We start from the raw sequence: 15,658 nt of genomic DNA on the forward strand, positions 1-15,658 counted from the left end.
CCGTTCCTATTATTCCATACCCGCTACTAATATTAATTAGTCAAGATAGATAAAATAAAGTAGAATACATACTATTGTCACCGTTCATATAGTTAGACGAATCAAACTAAAGAAAGTTTCACCATTTTGGAGGAAAAAATGAAAATAAAAGAAATAATTGTGGTCGAGGGAAAAGACGACACAGTTGCCATAAAAAGAGCGGTGGATGCCGATACGATTGAAACGGGCGGCTCTGCCATCAATGAAGAGATATTGAATAGGATCAAGCATGCCCAAGAGACGCGGGGGGTGATTGTATTCACCGATCCTGATTATCCCGGTGAAAAGATCCGGCATACCATCAGACAGTCTGTTCCTGGCTGCAAGCACGCGTTTTTGCCAAAGAGCCTGGCGCGTGGAAAAAACGGCAAAGGGATTGGAGTCGAGCACGCTACGGTTGCTTCCATCCAAGAGGCCTTATCCGGACTTCATCAGGAATATGAGCAGAACATGGAACTGATATCCTTTGACATATTGTTATCTTTCGGTCTGATAGCAGGTCCTTCTGCCAAGAAAAAAAGAGAGCGGTTAGGGGAGTTCCTGAATATAGGCTACACAAATGGAAAGCAGCTTCAGAGGCGCTTGCAGATGTTCCATATCACCCAGGAGCGGCTTGAAGAGGCATTAGTTCAAATAGAGCAGGAGGAGCAATAAATGCAAAAGGATATCGCCACACCGAAACGAACGAAGGAAATACTCGATAAATACGGCTTTTCATTCAAGAAAAGCTTAGGGCAAAACTTTCTGATCGACACAAACATCCTTAATAAGATTGTGGACTTTGCAGGGGTTTCAGAAAACACTGCCGCGATCGAAATCGGACCGGGTATTGGCGCCCTTACCGAACAGGTTGCCAAAAGAGCGGGTAAGGTCATCGCCTTTGAAATCGATCAGCGTCTATTGCCAATCTTAGCGGACACACTATCACCGTATGATAATGTAAAAGTGATCCATCAGGATATCCTGAAGGCAGATGTAGAAAACCTGATACGTGATGAGATCAAAGGCTTTGAAGAAGTGAAGGTGGTAGCGAACCTTCCTTACTATGTAACCACGCCGATCATCATGAAGCTCTTAACGGAAGGTTTGCCTTTAAACAGCATCACCGTCATGTTGCAAAAGGAAGTGGCCGATAGGATGGCTGCAAAACCGAGCACCAAGGAATATGGATCCCTTTCCATTGCCGTGCAGTACTATACCAAGGCTGAAACGGTCATGATCGTTCCTAAGACAGTTTTTGTGCCGCAACCTAACGTAGATTCAGCTGTTATCCGCCTCACCGTCAGAGACGAGCCTGCAGTGAAGGTAGGGGATGAAAACTTTTTCTTTGAAGTGGTCAGGGCAAGCTTCGGACAACGCCGGAAAACCATCCTGAACAACCTTACAAGTCACCTCCCTGAAGGAAAGGCAAAAAAAGCACAAATTGAAACTGCCCTGGATTCAGCATCCATCGATCCGAAGAGAAGGGGCGAAACACTCTCCATCGAGGAGTTTGGCAAGCTAAGTGATGCACTACTGGAAATCTATCCAATATCAATAAACTAAACGGCCTTTAGGGTCGTTTTTTTGTGTTTTGGTTTTGCTATTTGGAATTTTTGTTATGAGGGACGGTACTTAGTAGTGCCAGGCCCCTCTTTTTTTGTTTGGGGGAGAGAGAGGATGGGTGGTGGTTGGAGGGTCCAGGCACTGGTGAGGTGGGGAAGTTGTTTGTTTTATCGTATGTGCTCCAAAGGCATATTCCCTCTCACATTGAAACGAGGTGTTGCATACTCTAGGTTAGATAGTCAGTTGGGATAGGTGCAGCCTCCCAGTTGGAGGGGAAAATATGAAAATTAAGGTTGGAGATATTGTAGCCCGCAAATCATATAACTATGACCTTCTCTTTCGCGTCATGGATATTCATAAAACGGAATATGACCAATTGGTCGTTTTATTATATGGGGAAGATGTGCGATTGATGGCAGATGCCCCATACAGTGATCTCGAAATAATGGATGGCAAGGAACAACTGATGCGAAAAATTCGTGCCGAAACAAAGGCTAACCGCTCACTTCAGCTGTTTCAACAGGATTATCAATTGATCCGCGAGAAAAATGAATACCAGGCAACAGGAGGGTACAGTACGGACCAAAATTACTTTCAGATGCCTGGAAGGGTGCTTCATATCGATGGAGATCCCCTGTATTTAAAAAAGTGCCTGGAGCTATATGAGCGGATCGGCGTACCTGTAAATGGCTTTCATGTTAATGAAAAGGAAATGCCGCAAAAGATTGCAGGGCTGATGGAAGAGTATCGCCCGGATATCCTCGTCATTACCGGGCATGACGCCTATTCCAAAAGCAAGGGAAAAGTGTCGGATATCTCAGCGTATAGGCACTCACGCCATTTTGTACAAACGGTTCAAAAAGCCCGTAAAATCCAGCCGAACCTTGATCAGCTTGTCATTTTCGCAGGAGCCTGCCAGTCGCATTTTGAGTCGCTGATCAGGGCGGGGGCCAATTTTGCAAGCTCTCCTTCAAGGGTGAACATCCACGCCTTGGATCCTGTATATATTGTCGCCAGAATTTGCTTTACCCCTTTCATGGACCGCGTAAATGTCTGGGATGTCCTAAAAAATACACTCACAGGGGAAAAAGGGCTAGGCGGAATCGAAACACGGGGCGTGCTAAGGACCGGCATGCCATTCAGCCCTCCGTCAGATGACGACGATGAAGACTCTTAACATCATGATGTTAAGGGTTTTTTTACGCCCTATAAACTTTTTCCGGATATTATACATATTCCAATAACTAGTAGCACATCATAAATGTAGACATATGGAGATAATTGTTGAAGGAAAGTTATTGACAGGTTGCTTTTAGGGTTGTTATAATTTTAAGTTTTATTTGAATTTTTCTTTGTGATGTGTTATACTATGTATAGTATAGTGAGGTGGAGTGAAATGGGAAAAACGTTGGTTGATATCAAAAGGACGTTAGATTCTAATTTAGGAAAAAAGTTAACTCTTCGTGCAAACGGTGGTCGGAGAAAGACGATTGAGCGCATTGGGGTTTTGGCAGAGACTTATCCATCTGTATTTGTAATAGAACTAGATCAAGACGAAAATGCTTTTGAACGCGTATCCTACAGCTATGCAGATGTCCTCACAGAAACGGTACAACTTACATTCTTCGAAGAAGGCAATATGGCAATTAGTGGGCAGTAGACAAATAGTTTGCTGCTTTTTATTTTGCCCAAAAAATCCCCATACATATATATCCGCTTATAAAAGGACTGATTGGTACCTATACTAATACTGTCACCATTAAAATCATAAAGGGGGCTGTTCATTTTGGGCAGAAGACGTGGAATGATGTCTTACCAGCTGAAAGAGGAACTTGCAAAAGAGCTTGGCTTCTATGATGTGGTGCAGCAGGAAGGTTGGGGCGCCATTCGCGCCAAGGATGCAGGCAATATGGTCAAACGGGCCATTGAACTTGCGGAGAGACAATTAGGACAAAATCAACCTAAGTGACACACAGTCAAAACCGGAGTGCGAGACACTTCGGTTTTTTCACGATAAAGGGAAAATGCCGGTTGATATGGTGCACTTTTTTAAGTGGCATAATATTTGACATAATATGAGATATTTCTACATCAAAATGTGGTACAATACAGAAATAATTGGAGACGATAAAAGTAGGTGAAGAAAGTGAGACTGTTAGAAAAAGCGCCAGCGAAAATCAACTTATCGCTAGATGTGCTACATAAGCGTCCGGACGGCTTTCATGAAGTAAAGATGATCATGACCACCATCGATTTGGCTGATCGCATTGAGCTGACAGAAAGAAATGATGGTCAGATCCATATTATTTCCCATAACCGTTATGTACCGGACGATAATCGGAATCTTGCTTACCAGGCAGCCTCTCTCTTAAAGCAGAGATTCAAGGTGGACAAGGGAGTGTCGATTGCGATTACCAAAATGATTCCTGTTGCTGCAGGATTGGCCGGTGGAAGCAGTGATGCAGCGGCAACGCTCAGAGGGTTGAATAGGTTGTGGAAATTAGGGCTTACGCTGGACGAGCTTGCGGTGATCGGTGCCGAAATCGGATCGGATGTCTCTTTCTGTGTATACGGGGGAACGGCCCTCGCTACTGGACGCGGGGAGATCGTGGAGCATCTGCCCGCACCTCCACATAGCTGGATTGTCCTTGCCAAGCCGACAATCGGTGTATCCACAGCAGAAGTCTACAACAACCTGGATTTGACAAAGGTGTCTCATCCTGATGTAGATGGCATGATAGCGGCGATACAGGAAAACGATTATGACCGGATGACAGGACTGGTCGGCAACGTATTGGAATCTGTTACCCTGAAGCTTTATCCGGAAGTGGCACATATCAAGGATCAGATGAAAAAATTCGGTGCTGATGCTGTGCTGATGAGCGGGAGCGGGCCGACCGTGTTCGGGATTGTACAGTACGATTCCAGAATGCACCGCATTTATAATGGCCTAAGGGGATTCTGTGATCAGGTATTTGCCGTGCGAGTGCTTGGAGAGCGAAACACCCTTGATTAAATCCGTATATTAATGTTATATTTACATTAAAATATTCGGATTTTAGGAGGAAAAGTCATGAAATTACGTCGAAGTGGTCGTCTTGTGGATATGACGCATTATATGCTGCAGCATCCGCAAGGCCTTGTACCACTTTCCTTCTTTGCTGACAGATACGGTTCTGCGAAATCATCCATCAGTGAAGACCTGGGAATCATCAAACAGACTTTTGAACAGCAGGGAATCGGGACCCTCATTACGGTACCAGGAGCTGCCGGTGGTGTGAAATATATTCCATTTGTCAGCAATGAAGAGGCAGAAGCTTACCTGGAGGAGCTATGTACCATCATCGCCAAACCGGAAAGGCTGCTGCCCGGTGGATACCTGTATATGACCGATATATTGGGTAATCCAAAAGTGCTGAACAAAGTCGGAAAAATGTTTGCCACAGCCTTTAGTCACAAAAAAGTGGATATCGTCATGACGATGGCCACCAAAGGCATTCCTCTTGCCCATGCGGTTGCGAGCTACCTGGATGTACCTGTAGTGATCGTCAGAAGAGACAGCAGGGTAACGGAAGGCTCTACGGTAAGCATCAACTATGTATCAGGTTCCTCCAAAAGGATCCAGACGATGGTCCTGGCGAAACGAAGCCTGGCAACAGGTTCAAATGTCCTGATCATCGATGATTTCATGAAGGCAGGCGGCACCGTGAGCGGAATGGTCAACCTGCTGGCAGAATTCCAGGCCAATGTGGCGGGGATCGGGATCCTGGTAGAATCGGAGCATATCGAAGAACGCCTGATCGAGGATTACGTGTCCTTGGTGAAGCTTGAAAAGGTAAATGAAAAGGATCGTCAAATCGAAGTGCAGAAAGGCAACTATCTGCAGCACGTCAAAACGAACACTAATTTAAAATGATAGAGGTGTGTGAATATGAAAGTCGTGCATACTGACAATGCGCCAAAAGCAATAGGACCATACTCTCAAGGTATTGTTGTGAACAATTTATTTTACAGCTCCGGACAAATTCCATTAAAAGCGGATGGGGAACTGTTAAACGGAGATGTGAAGGAACAGACACATCAAGTGTTTCAAAACCTGAAGGCCGTATTGGCTGAAGCGGGTGCTTCCCTTGAAACTGTCGTAAAAGCTACTGTATTCATAAAAAACATGGATGAATTCCAACAGATCAATGAAGTGTATGGCGAGTATTTCCACACACATAAACCTGCAAGATCATGTGTAGAGGTAGCCCGACTGCCGAAAGATGTCCTTGTAGAAATCGAAGTAATCGCGCTAGTAAAATAGTATCTATTCTTTTTTCACCAATTCGCCCAAAATTTTCAAAAAATATTTTTGAAATAAGAAGGAATTATTAAAAATTTAGAGAATTTATAATACTAAGTTTTTTTATTGGGGAAAAGGTGGTGAACAGAATGGAAGTAACTGACGTAAGATTACGCCGCGTTAATACCGATGGTCGCATGAGAGCTATCGCGTCTATTACACTTGACCATGAATTTGTTGTTCATGATATTCGTGTAATCGATGGGAACAATGGCTTATTTGTTGCGATGCCTAGTAAACGTACGCCTGATGGAGAGTTCCGCGATATCGCGCACCCTATCAATTCAGGCACTCGCGGAAAGATCCAGGAAGCGGTCTTGGCCGAGTATCATCGTTTAGGCGAACTGGAAGTAGAATACGAAGAAGCAGGCGCTTCTTAATCAATAGAGCAAAGCAGGCGATCAACATTGCCCTGCTTTTCTTTTTTTTGTAAAAAAGCACTTGATAAAACACCTCGATCATCCTCAACCCACCCACTCAAAATCTGTCCTCTTTTTGTCAAAATATTGTACTTTCGCGTACTTCCTTGAAATAGCCCTCATTTTAAGATATATTCGTAATGGATAATTAGGTAAAAATGGAGGCTTGTTATGATAAATCGTTATGCCGTAATTTTAGCAGCTGGGCAAGGCACTCGGATGAAATCCAAATTATATAAAGTATTGCATCCTGTATGTGGCAAGCCGATGGTCCAACACGTCGTGGATCATGTTTCTGCATTGAACTTTGAGAGCATCGTTACTGTCGTGGGACATGGGGCAGAAACGGTCAAGAGCCATCTTGGCAGCAGAAGTGAATATGTACTACAGGAAGAACAACTCGGTACGGCTCACGCTGTCATGCAAGCAGCACCTATTTTAAAAGATAAAAAGGGCGTAACCCTGGTCATATGCGGTGACACTCCTCTTATCACTCCTGAAACCATGCAGGAATTGCTGGACTTGCACCAAAATACGGGGGCAAAGGCAACCATCCTTACTGCATATGCGGAAGACCCTACCGGATACGGCCGTATCATCCGCAACAGCGAAGGTCATGTAGGTAAGATCGTGGAGCATAAGGATGCAAGTGAAGAAGAGCGTAAAGTCACAGAAATCAATACAGGCACATACTGCTTTGATAACGAAGCGCTATTTACAGCGCTCAGCAATGTTTCCAACGACAATGTCCAAGGGGAATACTACCTGCCGGATGTAATTGAAATCCTTAAAGAAAAAGGAGATATCGTTTCCGCCTATCAAACATTGGACTTTGATGAAACGCTGGGAGTAAATGACCGCGTCGCTCTATCTCAAGCGGAAGCTACCATGAAAAAGCGAATCAACAAAAAGCACATGATCAATGGCGTCAGCATCATCGACCCTTCTAACACTTATATCTCTGTAGATGCTGTGATTGGGAGAGATACGGTGATATATCCTGGCACAGTCATCCATGGCGCAACTGTTATTGGAGAAGATTGTGTAGTTGGACCGAACTCGGAGATCAAGGACTGCCAAATCGGCGATCGCACTTCCATCCGTCAATCGGTCACTCATGATAGTGAAATTGGGAATGATGTAAATATCGGTCCTTTCGCACATGTGCGACCTGACTCCAAAATCGGGAACGAAGTGAAGTTAGGTAACTTCGTCGAAGTGAAAAAAGCTACATTTGGAGATGGAAGCAAAGCCTCTCACCTAAGCTATATCGGTGATGCAGAAGTAGGAAAAGATGTAAATCTTGGCTGTGGTTCGATTACCGTAAACTATGATGGGAAAAATAAATACTTAACGAAAATCGAGGATGGAGTGTTTGTAGGATGCAACTCCAACCTGGTTGCACCTGTAACAATCGGGACCAATGCCTATGTGGCGGCGGGATCGACCATTACACAGGATGTTCCGGGTCAAGCATTATCCATCGCACGTGCACGTCAAGTGAATAAAGAGAATTACGCAGAAAAGATTCATAATAAAAAATCCTAACGGAGGGTTCATGTAATCATGTCTAATAAATATGCCGACTCTAACTTAAAAATATTTACTCTGAATTCAAATACAGCCTTGGCGGAAGAAATTGCAACCAAGGTAGGGGTTCCTATCGGAAAGTGTTCTGTGTCACGCTTCAGTGACGGAGAGGTTCAAATCAATATTGAAGAAAGCATCCGCGGTTGTGATGTGTATGTGATCCAATCCACAAGTGCGCCTGTAAATGAGCACATCATGGAAACCTTGATCATGATTGATGCATTGAAACGTGCATCAGCCAAAACAATCAACATCGTGATGCCTTATTACGGCTATGGCAGACAGGACAGAAAGGCGAGAGCGCGTGAGCCGATTACGGCAAAGCTTGTAGCGAACCTTCTAGAAACTGCCGGGGCAGACCGTGTCATTACACTTGATCTTCATGCACCACAGATTCAAGGTTTCTTTGATATCCTCATTGACCACCTAATGGGTGTACCTATTTTGGCTGAGTATTTCCAAAGCAAGAACCTAGAGGATCTAGTTATCGTATCACCTGACCATGGTGGGGTGACAAGAGCAAGAAAGCTGGCTGATCGCCTGAAAGCTCCAATTGCCATCATCGATAAACGCAGACCGCGTCCGAATGTTGCGGAAGTAATGAACATCGTTGGTCATATTGAAGGAAGAACGGCTATTTTAATTGATGACATGATTGATACTGCTGGTACCATCACACTTGCGGCGAATGCCCTCATCGAAAATGGAGCAAGAGAAGTGTATGCGTGTTGTACACATCCAGTCCTTTCTGGGCCGGCCATCGAGCGCATCGAAAACTCCCAGATCAAAGAGTTGGTTGTGACAAATACCATCGCGCTTGCTGAAGACAAGAAAATCGATAAATTGACGCAACTTTCAGTGGCAGAGTTGATTGCAGAAGCAATTGTACGTGTCCATGAAGAGAAATCGGTCAGCACGTTATTTGATTAATTGGAGATTTTAGGTTTAACCTTCTGGAAATAGGGGAAATTGTTAGAGAGACAAGTAATATATTTTCCCAGGAAGGTGATTAGATGACTTCAGTATTACATGCAAATGAGCGTACGGAATTCAAAAAATCTTCAAGAAGAAAAACCCGTGAGGAAGGCCAAATTCCAGCGGTTGTATATGGGAACGACACGGAGAACAAATCAATCAGTGTCGATAGCAAGGATTTCATTAAAACAATCAGGGAAACCGGAAGAAACGGCATCATCGATCTGGAAATCGGTTCCGATAAACGAAAAGTGATGCTGTATGACTATCAGGTAGACCCATTAAAAAGTATGGAATTCGTCCACTTGGATTTCCATGTGGTAAACTTCAAATCCGAAATCGATGTAGATGTTACTGTACATGTTACAGGGGACGCTGCGGGAGTGAAGGATGGAGGAGTGCTGCAACAGGTACTTCACGAAGCATCTGTAAAGGTACTGCCTGGCGATGTGCCAGATAGCATCGAAGTGGATGTTTCGAACCTGCAGGTAAATGAAACCATTACTTTTGGCGACTTGGATACTTCAGGAAAATATAAGTTCAACCATGAGGACGACGAAGTGATTGCGTCCATCCTTCCTCCACGTCAGGAAGAAGAAATCGACAGTGGGGAAGAACAGGAACCAGGTGAACCTGAACGTGTCGAAGGCAGAGAAAATAATAACGATTCAGAAGATGAGGCGTAACCCCTGGGGGTTGCGTCTTTTCTCTGGTTGGCTGAACTTAATGCTTTTTTGCAGAATATGTTGAAAGCTTACGAAAGCAGAAATGTAATAGTGCCCCCCTTCTTGTGTTAAAATAGAGATACCTTACTAATTTATGGAGGCCTTGGATGAAAAAATTCTTTCGGTCGCTCTTTGCAAAAGAGGAAGAGGCAGTTGCATCAGGAGGAGAAAAAATGAAAGTTCTAGTAGGCTTAGGGAACCCGGGCCGCCAATATGAAGAAACAAGGCATAATATCGGCTTTATGGTCATAGATGAGTTAGCGGACCGCTGGAGCATACCCTTGACCCAATCAAAATTCAAAGGGATATTCGGCCAAGGAGTGGTAAATGGGGAAAAGGTATTGCTGGTAAAGCCCCTTACATACATGAACCTTTCAGGTGAAACCGTTCGTCCTTTACTGGACTTTTATAAACTGGAAATAGAGGATCTTGTTGTCATTTATGATGATCTGGATCTTCCTGTCGGAAAACTGAGATTGCGCCAGAAGGGTAGCGCTGGAGGACACAATGGTATCAAGTCCTTGATTGCCCACCTGCAGACGCAGAACTTTAACCGCATCCGGATGGGAATAGATCGCCCGACAAACGGCCAATCCATTTCGGACTACGTATTGGGCAGGTTCTCCAAGGAAGAACGCCCGGACATCGATGCCACCGTCAAAAAAGCGGCTGAAGCATGCGAAGAGGCTCTATCCAAAGACTTTCTGCAAGTGATGAATACATTTAACCAATAATTGTATAACAATGAGAGCCCCTGTTCATACTATTCCTAAAACGAATGGGCTAGGAGGAAAACAGTGGCTATTCATTATAATTGCAGGCATTGCGGACATAGAGTCGGTTCGATTGAGAATAAATCGGTCTATACAGAACAATTGGGATTTCACCAATTGACAGATTCAGAACGGCAGGAAATGATCGCATACCAACAAAACGGTGATATACATGTTAAAACCATATGTGAAGATTGTCAGGAAGCGCTTGAGCGAAATCCATCCTGGCATGAAACAGAGAGCTTCATACAATAATAAAAACGCTTTGGTTTGATGCCAAGGCCTTTTTGCGTATATGTGTTCAGAACAGAGCACTTTTATCAGGAGAGGAGGGGGTAGTGCCTTGAAAGGTTTTATTCCATATTTTACAGAAAACGAAGATTTTGAGTCGATATTGGCAGGAATAAACGAAGGGTTGGAAGAGCAGCTTGTTTCCGGTATATCAAATTCCGCGAGATCCCTGTTTATCGCATCCTTATATGAGGAGAGAAAAGCGCCGGTCCTATTGGTGACGCATAATCTGTATCACGCCCAAAAGGTTTATGATGACCTTGCAAGCTTCCTGCCGGAGGACGAATTGTACCTGTATCCGGTCAATGACGTTCTCGCGGCAGAAATCGGAATCGCGAGCCCTGAACTGAAAGCACAGAGAATTGAAGCCCTGAATCACTGGGCGACAAAAAACAACGGAATTATCATTACCCCGATTGCAGGATTAAAAAGGATGCTTCCTTCTAAGGTTAAATGGCAGCATTCCTTGCTTCATATAGAAGTGAACAAAACCATCCCCCTTGATAATCTGGCGGACCGGTTGGTGCGTTTTGGCTACCAAAGGGTGGGGATGGTAGCGACACCGGGAGACTTCAGCATCCGTGGCGGCATTATCGATATCTATCCGCTTACAGAAGAGCTGGCTGTCCGAATCGAACTGTTTGATGATGAGGTGGAATCGATCCGTTCCTTCTCTGTCGAGGATCAACGGTCGCAAGCGCACAAGGAAAGTATTGCAATCGGCCCTGCCACAGAGATCCTCCTCACAAATGAAGAGCTTGAAAGAGGCAGGGAGCTACTCCAGAAGGAGCTTTCGAAATCGGTTGCTAAAGTGAAAAACGACAAGGTAAAGCAGCTTTTGATGGAAAATATCACCTATGAGCTAGAACAGCTGGATAATGGTCAGGTGTTTTCTGAGCTGTATAAATACCTTAGTATCTTCTATGAAAAGCCAGCTAGTTTACTAGATTTTGTTCCGGAAAACGGGGTTGTGGTGCTGGATGAAATCAGCCGCATCCAGGAAACGGCAGAGAGCCTTGATAAAGAGGAAGCAGAATGGCTGGTGGAGCTTTTGGCGGAAGGAAAGGCCGTTCACGACCTGAAATTCTCGCATTCCTTTGCACAGCTGGTTCATAGCAAAAAACTGCCTTTCATATATTTGTCCTTATTTCTAAGGCATGTCCCGCATACCCATCCGGAAAATCTGATCAATCTATCATCAAAGTCGATGCAGCATTTCCATGGTCAGATGCATTTGTTGAAATCGGAAATAGATCGCTGGAGAAAGGCGAATTATGCGATCGTCGTCATGGCATCCAATGAGGAGCGGATGGATAAATTGGAATCTGTCCTGGCTGATTATGAGGTGGATGTCAGAAAGCTCTCTGGCGGATCCGGCTTCTCCCATGGTGAGGTCCAAATCATAGAGGGTGATCTCCAGTCGGGCTTTGAGCTGCCGATGCAGAAGCTCGCAGTACTGACAGAAGAAGAGTTGTTTAAAAAGAAAGCGAAAAAGCCAAAGAACAGGCAGAAGCTTTCCAATGCAGAACGGATAAAAAACTACTCCGAATTGAATGTCGGGGATTATGTAGTTCATATCAATCACGGGATTGGGAAGTATTTAGGAATAGAGACGCTTGATATCAATGGTCTTCACAAAGACTATATCCACATCAAGTACCAGGGCTCTGATAAGCTTTATGTTCCGGTAGAACAGATTGATCAGGTGCAGAAATATGTGGGATCCGAAGGCAAGGAACCTAAAGTCTACAAGCTTGGGGGAACAGATTGGAAGAAAGTGAAATCCAAGGTGGAATCATCCGTCCAGGATATTGCTGACGACCTGATCAAGCTTTATGCAGAACGCGAGGCAAGTGAGGGCTTCTCCTTCTCGCCTGATGGAGAAATGCAAAGGGACTTTGAGGCTAGTTTCCCTTATCAGGAAACAGAGGACCAAGTACGTTCTATCCATGAGATAAAGCTCGATATGGAGCGGACTCGCCCGATGGACCGTCTATTATGCGGGGATGTCGGGTACGGCAAGACGGAGGTGGCGATACGGGCAGCCTTCAAGGCGATCGTGGATGAGAAACAGGTTGCCATCCTTGTGCCGACGACCATCCTTGCGCAACAGCACTATGAGACGATCCGGGAGCGTTTTCAGGACTTCCCGATCAATATCGGGCTGTTGAGCCGCTTCCGATCAAGAAAGCAGCAGACGGAAACGATGAAGGGGCTTGCAAATGGTACGGTCGATATTGTCATAGGAACGCATAGATTGCTTTCAAAAGATGTGAAATATCAGGACCTGGGTTTATTGATCATCGATGAAGAACAGCGCTTCGGGGTGACGCATAAAGAAAAAATCAAGCAGTTGAAGGCTAATATAGACGTATTGACCCTGACTGCCACACCTATCCCGCGGACGCTGCATATGTCCATGCTCGGGGTCCGGGATTTGTCGGTCATCGAAACACCTCCTGAGAACCGATTCCCGGTCCAGACCTATGTCATGGAGTATAATGGAAATCTAGTAAAAGAAGCGATAGAACGCGAGCTTGCCCGCGGGGGTCAAGTATATTTCCTTTATAATCGCGTGGAGGACATTGAACGGAAAGCCGACGAAATCTCGATGCTCGTGCCGGACGCAAGGGTCGTATATGCCCATGGGAAGATGACGGAAAATGAGCTGGAATCGGTGATGCTTCAATTCCTTGAAGGGGAGGCCGAGGTCCTTGTAAGTACCACGATCATCGAAACAGGGGTGGACATCCCGAATGTGAACACGCTCATTGTCTTTGACGCGGACAGAATGGGCCTATCACAGCTTTACCAGCTGAGAGGAAGGGTAGGAAGATCCAACAGGGTGGCCTATGCCTACTTCACCTATAGAAAAGACAAAGTGTTGACAGAGGTTGCTGAAAAACGCCTTCAATCCATCAAAGAGTTCACAGAGCTTGGTTCAGGATTTAAGATAGCCATGCGTGACCTATCGATCCGTGGCGCCGGAAACCTTCTTGGAGCCCAGCAGCACGGGTTTATCGACTCGGTCGGATTTGACATGTACTCTCAGATGCTCAAGGATGCCATCGAACAGCGAAAAGGGAATCCTGAAAAGAAGAAACAGCGCACTATGGAAATCGATGTCGAGCTTGATGCCTACATCCCTGAATCATATATAGGGGACAGCAAGCAAAAAATCGATATGTATAAACGCTTCCGTGGCATAGAGTCGCCGGAGGACCTGAACGAACTGCGGGATGAGATGAAGGACCGGTTCGGAGAGTATCCGCAGGAAGTCGAGTATCTCTTCTTGGTGTCGGAAATGAAAGTATATGGCTTGAAGGAGAAAGTGGATTCGATCAAGCAGACAAAGCAGGAATTGGTCTTACTGATTTCCGAAGAGGCAAGTAATGATATCGACGGGCAGAAGCTCTTTTTGCTTGGAAATGAATTTGGGCGGATGGTCAGCCTTGGCATGGAAGGAAAGAGGCTGAAGATCGTCATCCAAACGAAACGGACAGAGCCGGATAAGTGGATCGAGGTTGCCATATCCATGATAAAAGGACTAGAGAATGTGAAAAAAGAAAGTGTTAATGCATCGTAAAAGGTTTAAGTATGTGAAATCTTGTCTATATAAATACTGGGGGATTTTACAAACTAAAAAAAACTTTTCCAACATGTATATAACTTACGGTGTGAAGGATACTAATTTCAACAAATGGTGAATTCTTCAAAAGCAGGACATCTTGATCAATTCCACCAATTTAACTCATCTCTTTTTATCATCGGATGAAGGAGGCAACCTAAGAAATGAAAGCAACTGGTATTGTACGTCGTATTGATGATCTAGGTCGAGTTGTAATTCCCAAAGAAATCAGAAGAACGTTACGCATTCGTGAGGGTGACCCGTTGGAGATTTTTGTCGATCGGGATGGAGAAGTAATTCTTAAGAAGTACTCTCCTATTTCAGAGCTAGGTGATTTCGCAAGAGAATATGCTGAGGCTCTGTACGATAGTTTAGGACACCCTGTATTAATCTGTGATCGCGATACGTTCATTGCGGTAGCTGGCGGCTCCAAGAAGGAGTATCTCAATAAGAGTGTCAGCGATGTAGTGGAGAAATCCATGGAAGAACGCAATTCCGTATTGAAAACAGATGAGCAGCAGCTGGCAATTGTGGATGGTCATGTTGAATCCCTCGCATCCTATACGATTGGACCGATCGTTGCGAATGGAGATCCAATTGGAGCTGTGGTAATCATGTCCAAGGACAAGTCGCTGGGAGAAGTGGAACAAAAGGCTGTGGAAACGGCTGCAGGCTTCTTGGCAAGGCAGATGGAGCAATAATATCGTAATTGGAAGCAGCAGAGGCGTTCTGCTGCTTCTTTTTGCTTTTTACGGTCTGTAAGAGGTGTAATGGGACCGCGGTAAAGGAGAAAAGAGGAAATGACGGTTTCAAAGAGGTAGAATGGGACCGCGATAAAGGAGAAAAGAGGAAATGACGGTCTCAAAGAGGTAGGATGGGACAGCGATAAAGGAGAAAAGAGTAAATGACGGTCTCAAAGAGGTAGAATGAGACCGCGATAAAGGAGAAAAGAGTAAATGACGGTCTCAAAGAGGTAGAATGAGACCGCGATAAAGGAGAAAAGAGGAAATGACGGTCTCAAAGAGGTAGGATGAGACCGCGATAAAGGAGAAAAGAGTAAATGACGGTCTCAAAGAGGTAGAATGAGACTGCGATAAAGTAGAAAAGAGTAAATGACGGTCTCAAAGAGGTAGAATGAGACTGCGATAAAGTAGAAAAGAGTAAATGACGGTCTCAAAGATGTGTAATGAGACCGCGATAAACAGAAAATAGAGAGATGATGGTCTAAAAGCAGAGGAATGGAACCGCCAAAAAGAGAAAACGAGTGACCCACTCGAGGTCATAAGAGATTTTTCTGCGAAGGTTAAAGTGCAACCTTCTCCGAAAAC

16 protein-coding genes are annotated in these 15,658 nt (G+C 44.8%); all 16 read left to right on the forward strand.

The annotated features are described in order from the left end of the window. The first annotated feature begins 138 nt into the window (after positions 1-138). The 16 genes from rnmV to spoVT all read left to right on the forward strand — a co-directional run bounded on the left by rnmV (position 139) and on the right by spoVT (position 15,031). Entirely contained in the window at positions 139-693 is a 555-nt protein-coding gene (gene rnmV, locus JOC95_RS20340) for a ribonuclease M5 (RefSeq protein WP_204419880.1), read from the forward strand. Next, positions 694-1,584: a 16S rRNA (adenine(1518)-N(6)/adenine(1519)-N(6))-dimethyltransferase RsmA gene (gene rsmA / locus JOC95_RS20345; protein ID WP_204419890.1), complete on the forward strand. Its 891-nt coding sequence runs from the start codon at positions 694-696 to the stop codon at positions 1,582-1,584. Between the two features lie 280 nt (positions 1,585-1,864). Then, positions 1,865-2,761 carry a sporulation peptidase YabG gene (gene yabG / locus JOC95_RS20350; protein WP_204419898.1) on the forward strand — a complete coding sequence of 299 codons (897 nt, stop codon included), beginning with the start codon at positions 1,865-1,867 and terminating at the stop codon, positions 2,759-2,761. A 219-nt stretch (positions 2,762-2,980) separates the two neighbouring features. Continuing rightward, positions 2,981-3,244 (forward strand): biofilm formation stimulator Veg, encoded by a 264-nt coding sequence (gene veg, locus JOC95_RS20355; protein ID WP_078378395.1) that lies wholly within the window; start codon positions 2,981-2,983, stop codon positions 3,242-3,244. Between the two features lie 126 nt (positions 3,245-3,370). Continuing rightward, entirely contained in the window at positions 3,371-3,553 is a 183-nt protein-coding gene (locus JOC95_RS20360; RefSeq protein ID WP_204419901.1) for a small, acid-soluble spore protein, alpha/beta type, read from the forward strand. 177 nt (positions 3,554-3,730) lie between these two features. After that, entirely contained in the window at positions 3,731-4,600 is an 870-nt protein-coding gene (ispE, locus tag JOC95_RS20365; RefSeq protein WP_204419984.1) for a 4-(cytidine 5'-diphospho)-2-C-methyl-D-erythritol kinase, read from the forward strand. 57 nt (positions 4,601-4,657) lie between these two features. Further along, positions 4,658-5,500, forward strand: coding sequence for a pur operon repressor (purR, locus tag JOC95_RS20370; RefSeq protein WP_204419904.1), 843 nt, complete (start codon positions 4,658-4,660; stop codon positions 5,498-5,500). 15 nt (positions 5,501-5,515) lie between these two features. After that, entirely contained in the window at positions 5,516-5,890 is a 375-nt protein-coding gene (locus JOC95_RS20375; protein WP_204419906.1) for a RidA family protein, read from the forward strand. A gap of 128 nt (positions 5,891-6,018) precedes the next feature. Beyond that, a complete protein-coding gene (gene spoVG, locus JOC95_RS20380; protein WP_010191385.1) occupies positions 6,019-6,309 on the forward strand; it encodes a septation regulator SpoVG in 291 nt (96 codons plus the stop codon). A 210-nt stretch (positions 6,310-6,519) separates the two neighbouring features. Next, on the forward strand, positions 6,520-7,896 hold the full coding sequence (glmU, locus tag JOC95_RS20385) for a bifunctional UDP-N-acetylglucosamine diphosphorylase/glucosamine-1-phosphate N-acetyltransferase GlmU (RefSeq protein WP_204419908.1): 1,377 nt from the start codon (positions 6,520-6,522) through the stop codon (positions 7,894-7,896). Between the two features lie 18 nt (positions 7,897-7,914). Next, a complete protein-coding gene (locus JOC95_RS20390) occupies positions 7,915-8,868 on the forward strand; it encodes a ribose-phosphate diphosphokinase (RefSeq protein WP_204419910.1) in 954 nt (317 codons plus the stop codon). A gap of 83 nt (positions 8,869-8,951) precedes the next feature. Beyond that, positions 8,952-9,599: a 50S ribosomal protein L25/general stress protein Ctc gene (locus JOC95_RS20395; RefSeq protein ID WP_204419912.1), complete on the forward strand. Its 648-nt coding sequence runs from the start codon at positions 8,952-8,954 to the stop codon at positions 9,597-9,599. A 212-nt stretch (positions 9,600-9,811) separates the two neighbouring features. Continuing rightward, complete coding sequence (gene pth / locus JOC95_RS20400) at positions 9,812-10,372, forward strand: aminoacyl-tRNA hydrolase (protein WP_338083129.1); 561 nt, start codon at positions 9,812-9,814, stop codon at positions 10,370-10,372. A 63-nt stretch (positions 10,373-10,435) separates the two neighbouring features. Beyond that, positions 10,436-10,666 (forward strand): anti-sigma-F factor Fin, encoded by a 231-nt coding sequence (locus JOC95_RS20405; RefSeq protein WP_204419917.1) that lies wholly within the window; start codon positions 10,436-10,438, stop codon positions 10,664-10,666. Between the two features lie 88 nt (positions 10,667-10,754). Beyond that, entirely contained in the window at positions 10,755-14,288 is a 3,534-nt protein-coding gene (gene mfd / locus JOC95_RS20410) for a transcription-repair coupling factor (RefSeq protein ID WP_239583052.1), read from the forward strand. Positions 14,289-14,494: 206 nt separating this feature from the next. Further along, positions 14,495-15,031: a stage V sporulation protein T gene (spoVT, locus tag JOC95_RS20415; protein ID WP_204419928.1), complete on the forward strand. Its 537-nt coding sequence runs from the start codon at positions 14,495-14,497 to the stop codon at positions 15,029-15,031. The last annotated feature ends 627 nt before the right edge of the window (positions 15,032-15,658 follow it).

Source organism: Sutcliffiella tianshenii (assembly GCF_016908565.1).
GTDB lineage: Bacteria > Bacillota > Bacilli > Bacillales > Bacillaceae_I > Sutcliffiella_A > Sutcliffiella_A tianshenii.

Coding starts and splice junctions, on each gene's coding strand:
- JOC95_RS20395 (WP_204419912.1), top strand. CDS start 8,952: ATGACTTCAGTATTACATGCAAATGAGCGTACGGAATTCAAAAAATCT.
- yabG (WP_204419898.1), top strand. CDS start 1,865: ATGAAAATTAAGGTTGGAGATATTGTAGCCCGCAAATCATATAACTAT.
- glmU (WP_204419908.1), top strand. CDS start 6,520: ATGATAAATCGTTATGCCGTAATTTTAGCAGCTGGGCAAGGCACTCGG.
- spoVT (WP_204419928.1), top strand. CDS start 14,495: ATGAAAGCAACTGGTATTGTACGTCGTATTGATGATCTAGGTCGAGTT.
- JOC95_RS20390 (WP_204419910.1), top strand. CDS start 7,915: ATGTCTAATAAATATGCCGACTCTAACTTAAAAATATTTACTCTGAAT.
- rsmA (WP_204419890.1), top strand. CDS start 694: ATGCAAAAGGATATCGCCACACCGAAACGAACGAAGGAAATACTCGAT.
- purR (WP_204419904.1), top strand. CDS start 4,658: ATGAAATTACGTCGAAGTGGTCGTCTTGTGGATATGACGCATTATATG.
- JOC95_RS20375 (WP_204419906.1), top strand. CDS start 5,516: ATGAAAGTCGTGCATACTGACAATGCGCCAAAAGCAATAGGACCATAC.
- pth (WP_338083129.1), top strand. CDS start 9,812: ATGAAAGTTCTAGTAGGCTTAGGGAACCCGGGCCGCCAATATGAAGAA.
- veg (WP_078378395.1), top strand. CDS start 2,981: ATGGGAAAAACGTTGGTTGATATCAAAAGGACGTTAGATTCTAATTTA.
- spoVG (WP_010191385.1), top strand. CDS start 6,019: ATGGAAGTAACTGACGTAAGATTACGCCGCGTTAATACCGATGGTCGC.
- rnmV (WP_204419880.1), top strand. CDS start 139: ATGAAAATAAAAGAAATAATTGTGGTCGAGGGAAAAGACGACACAGTT.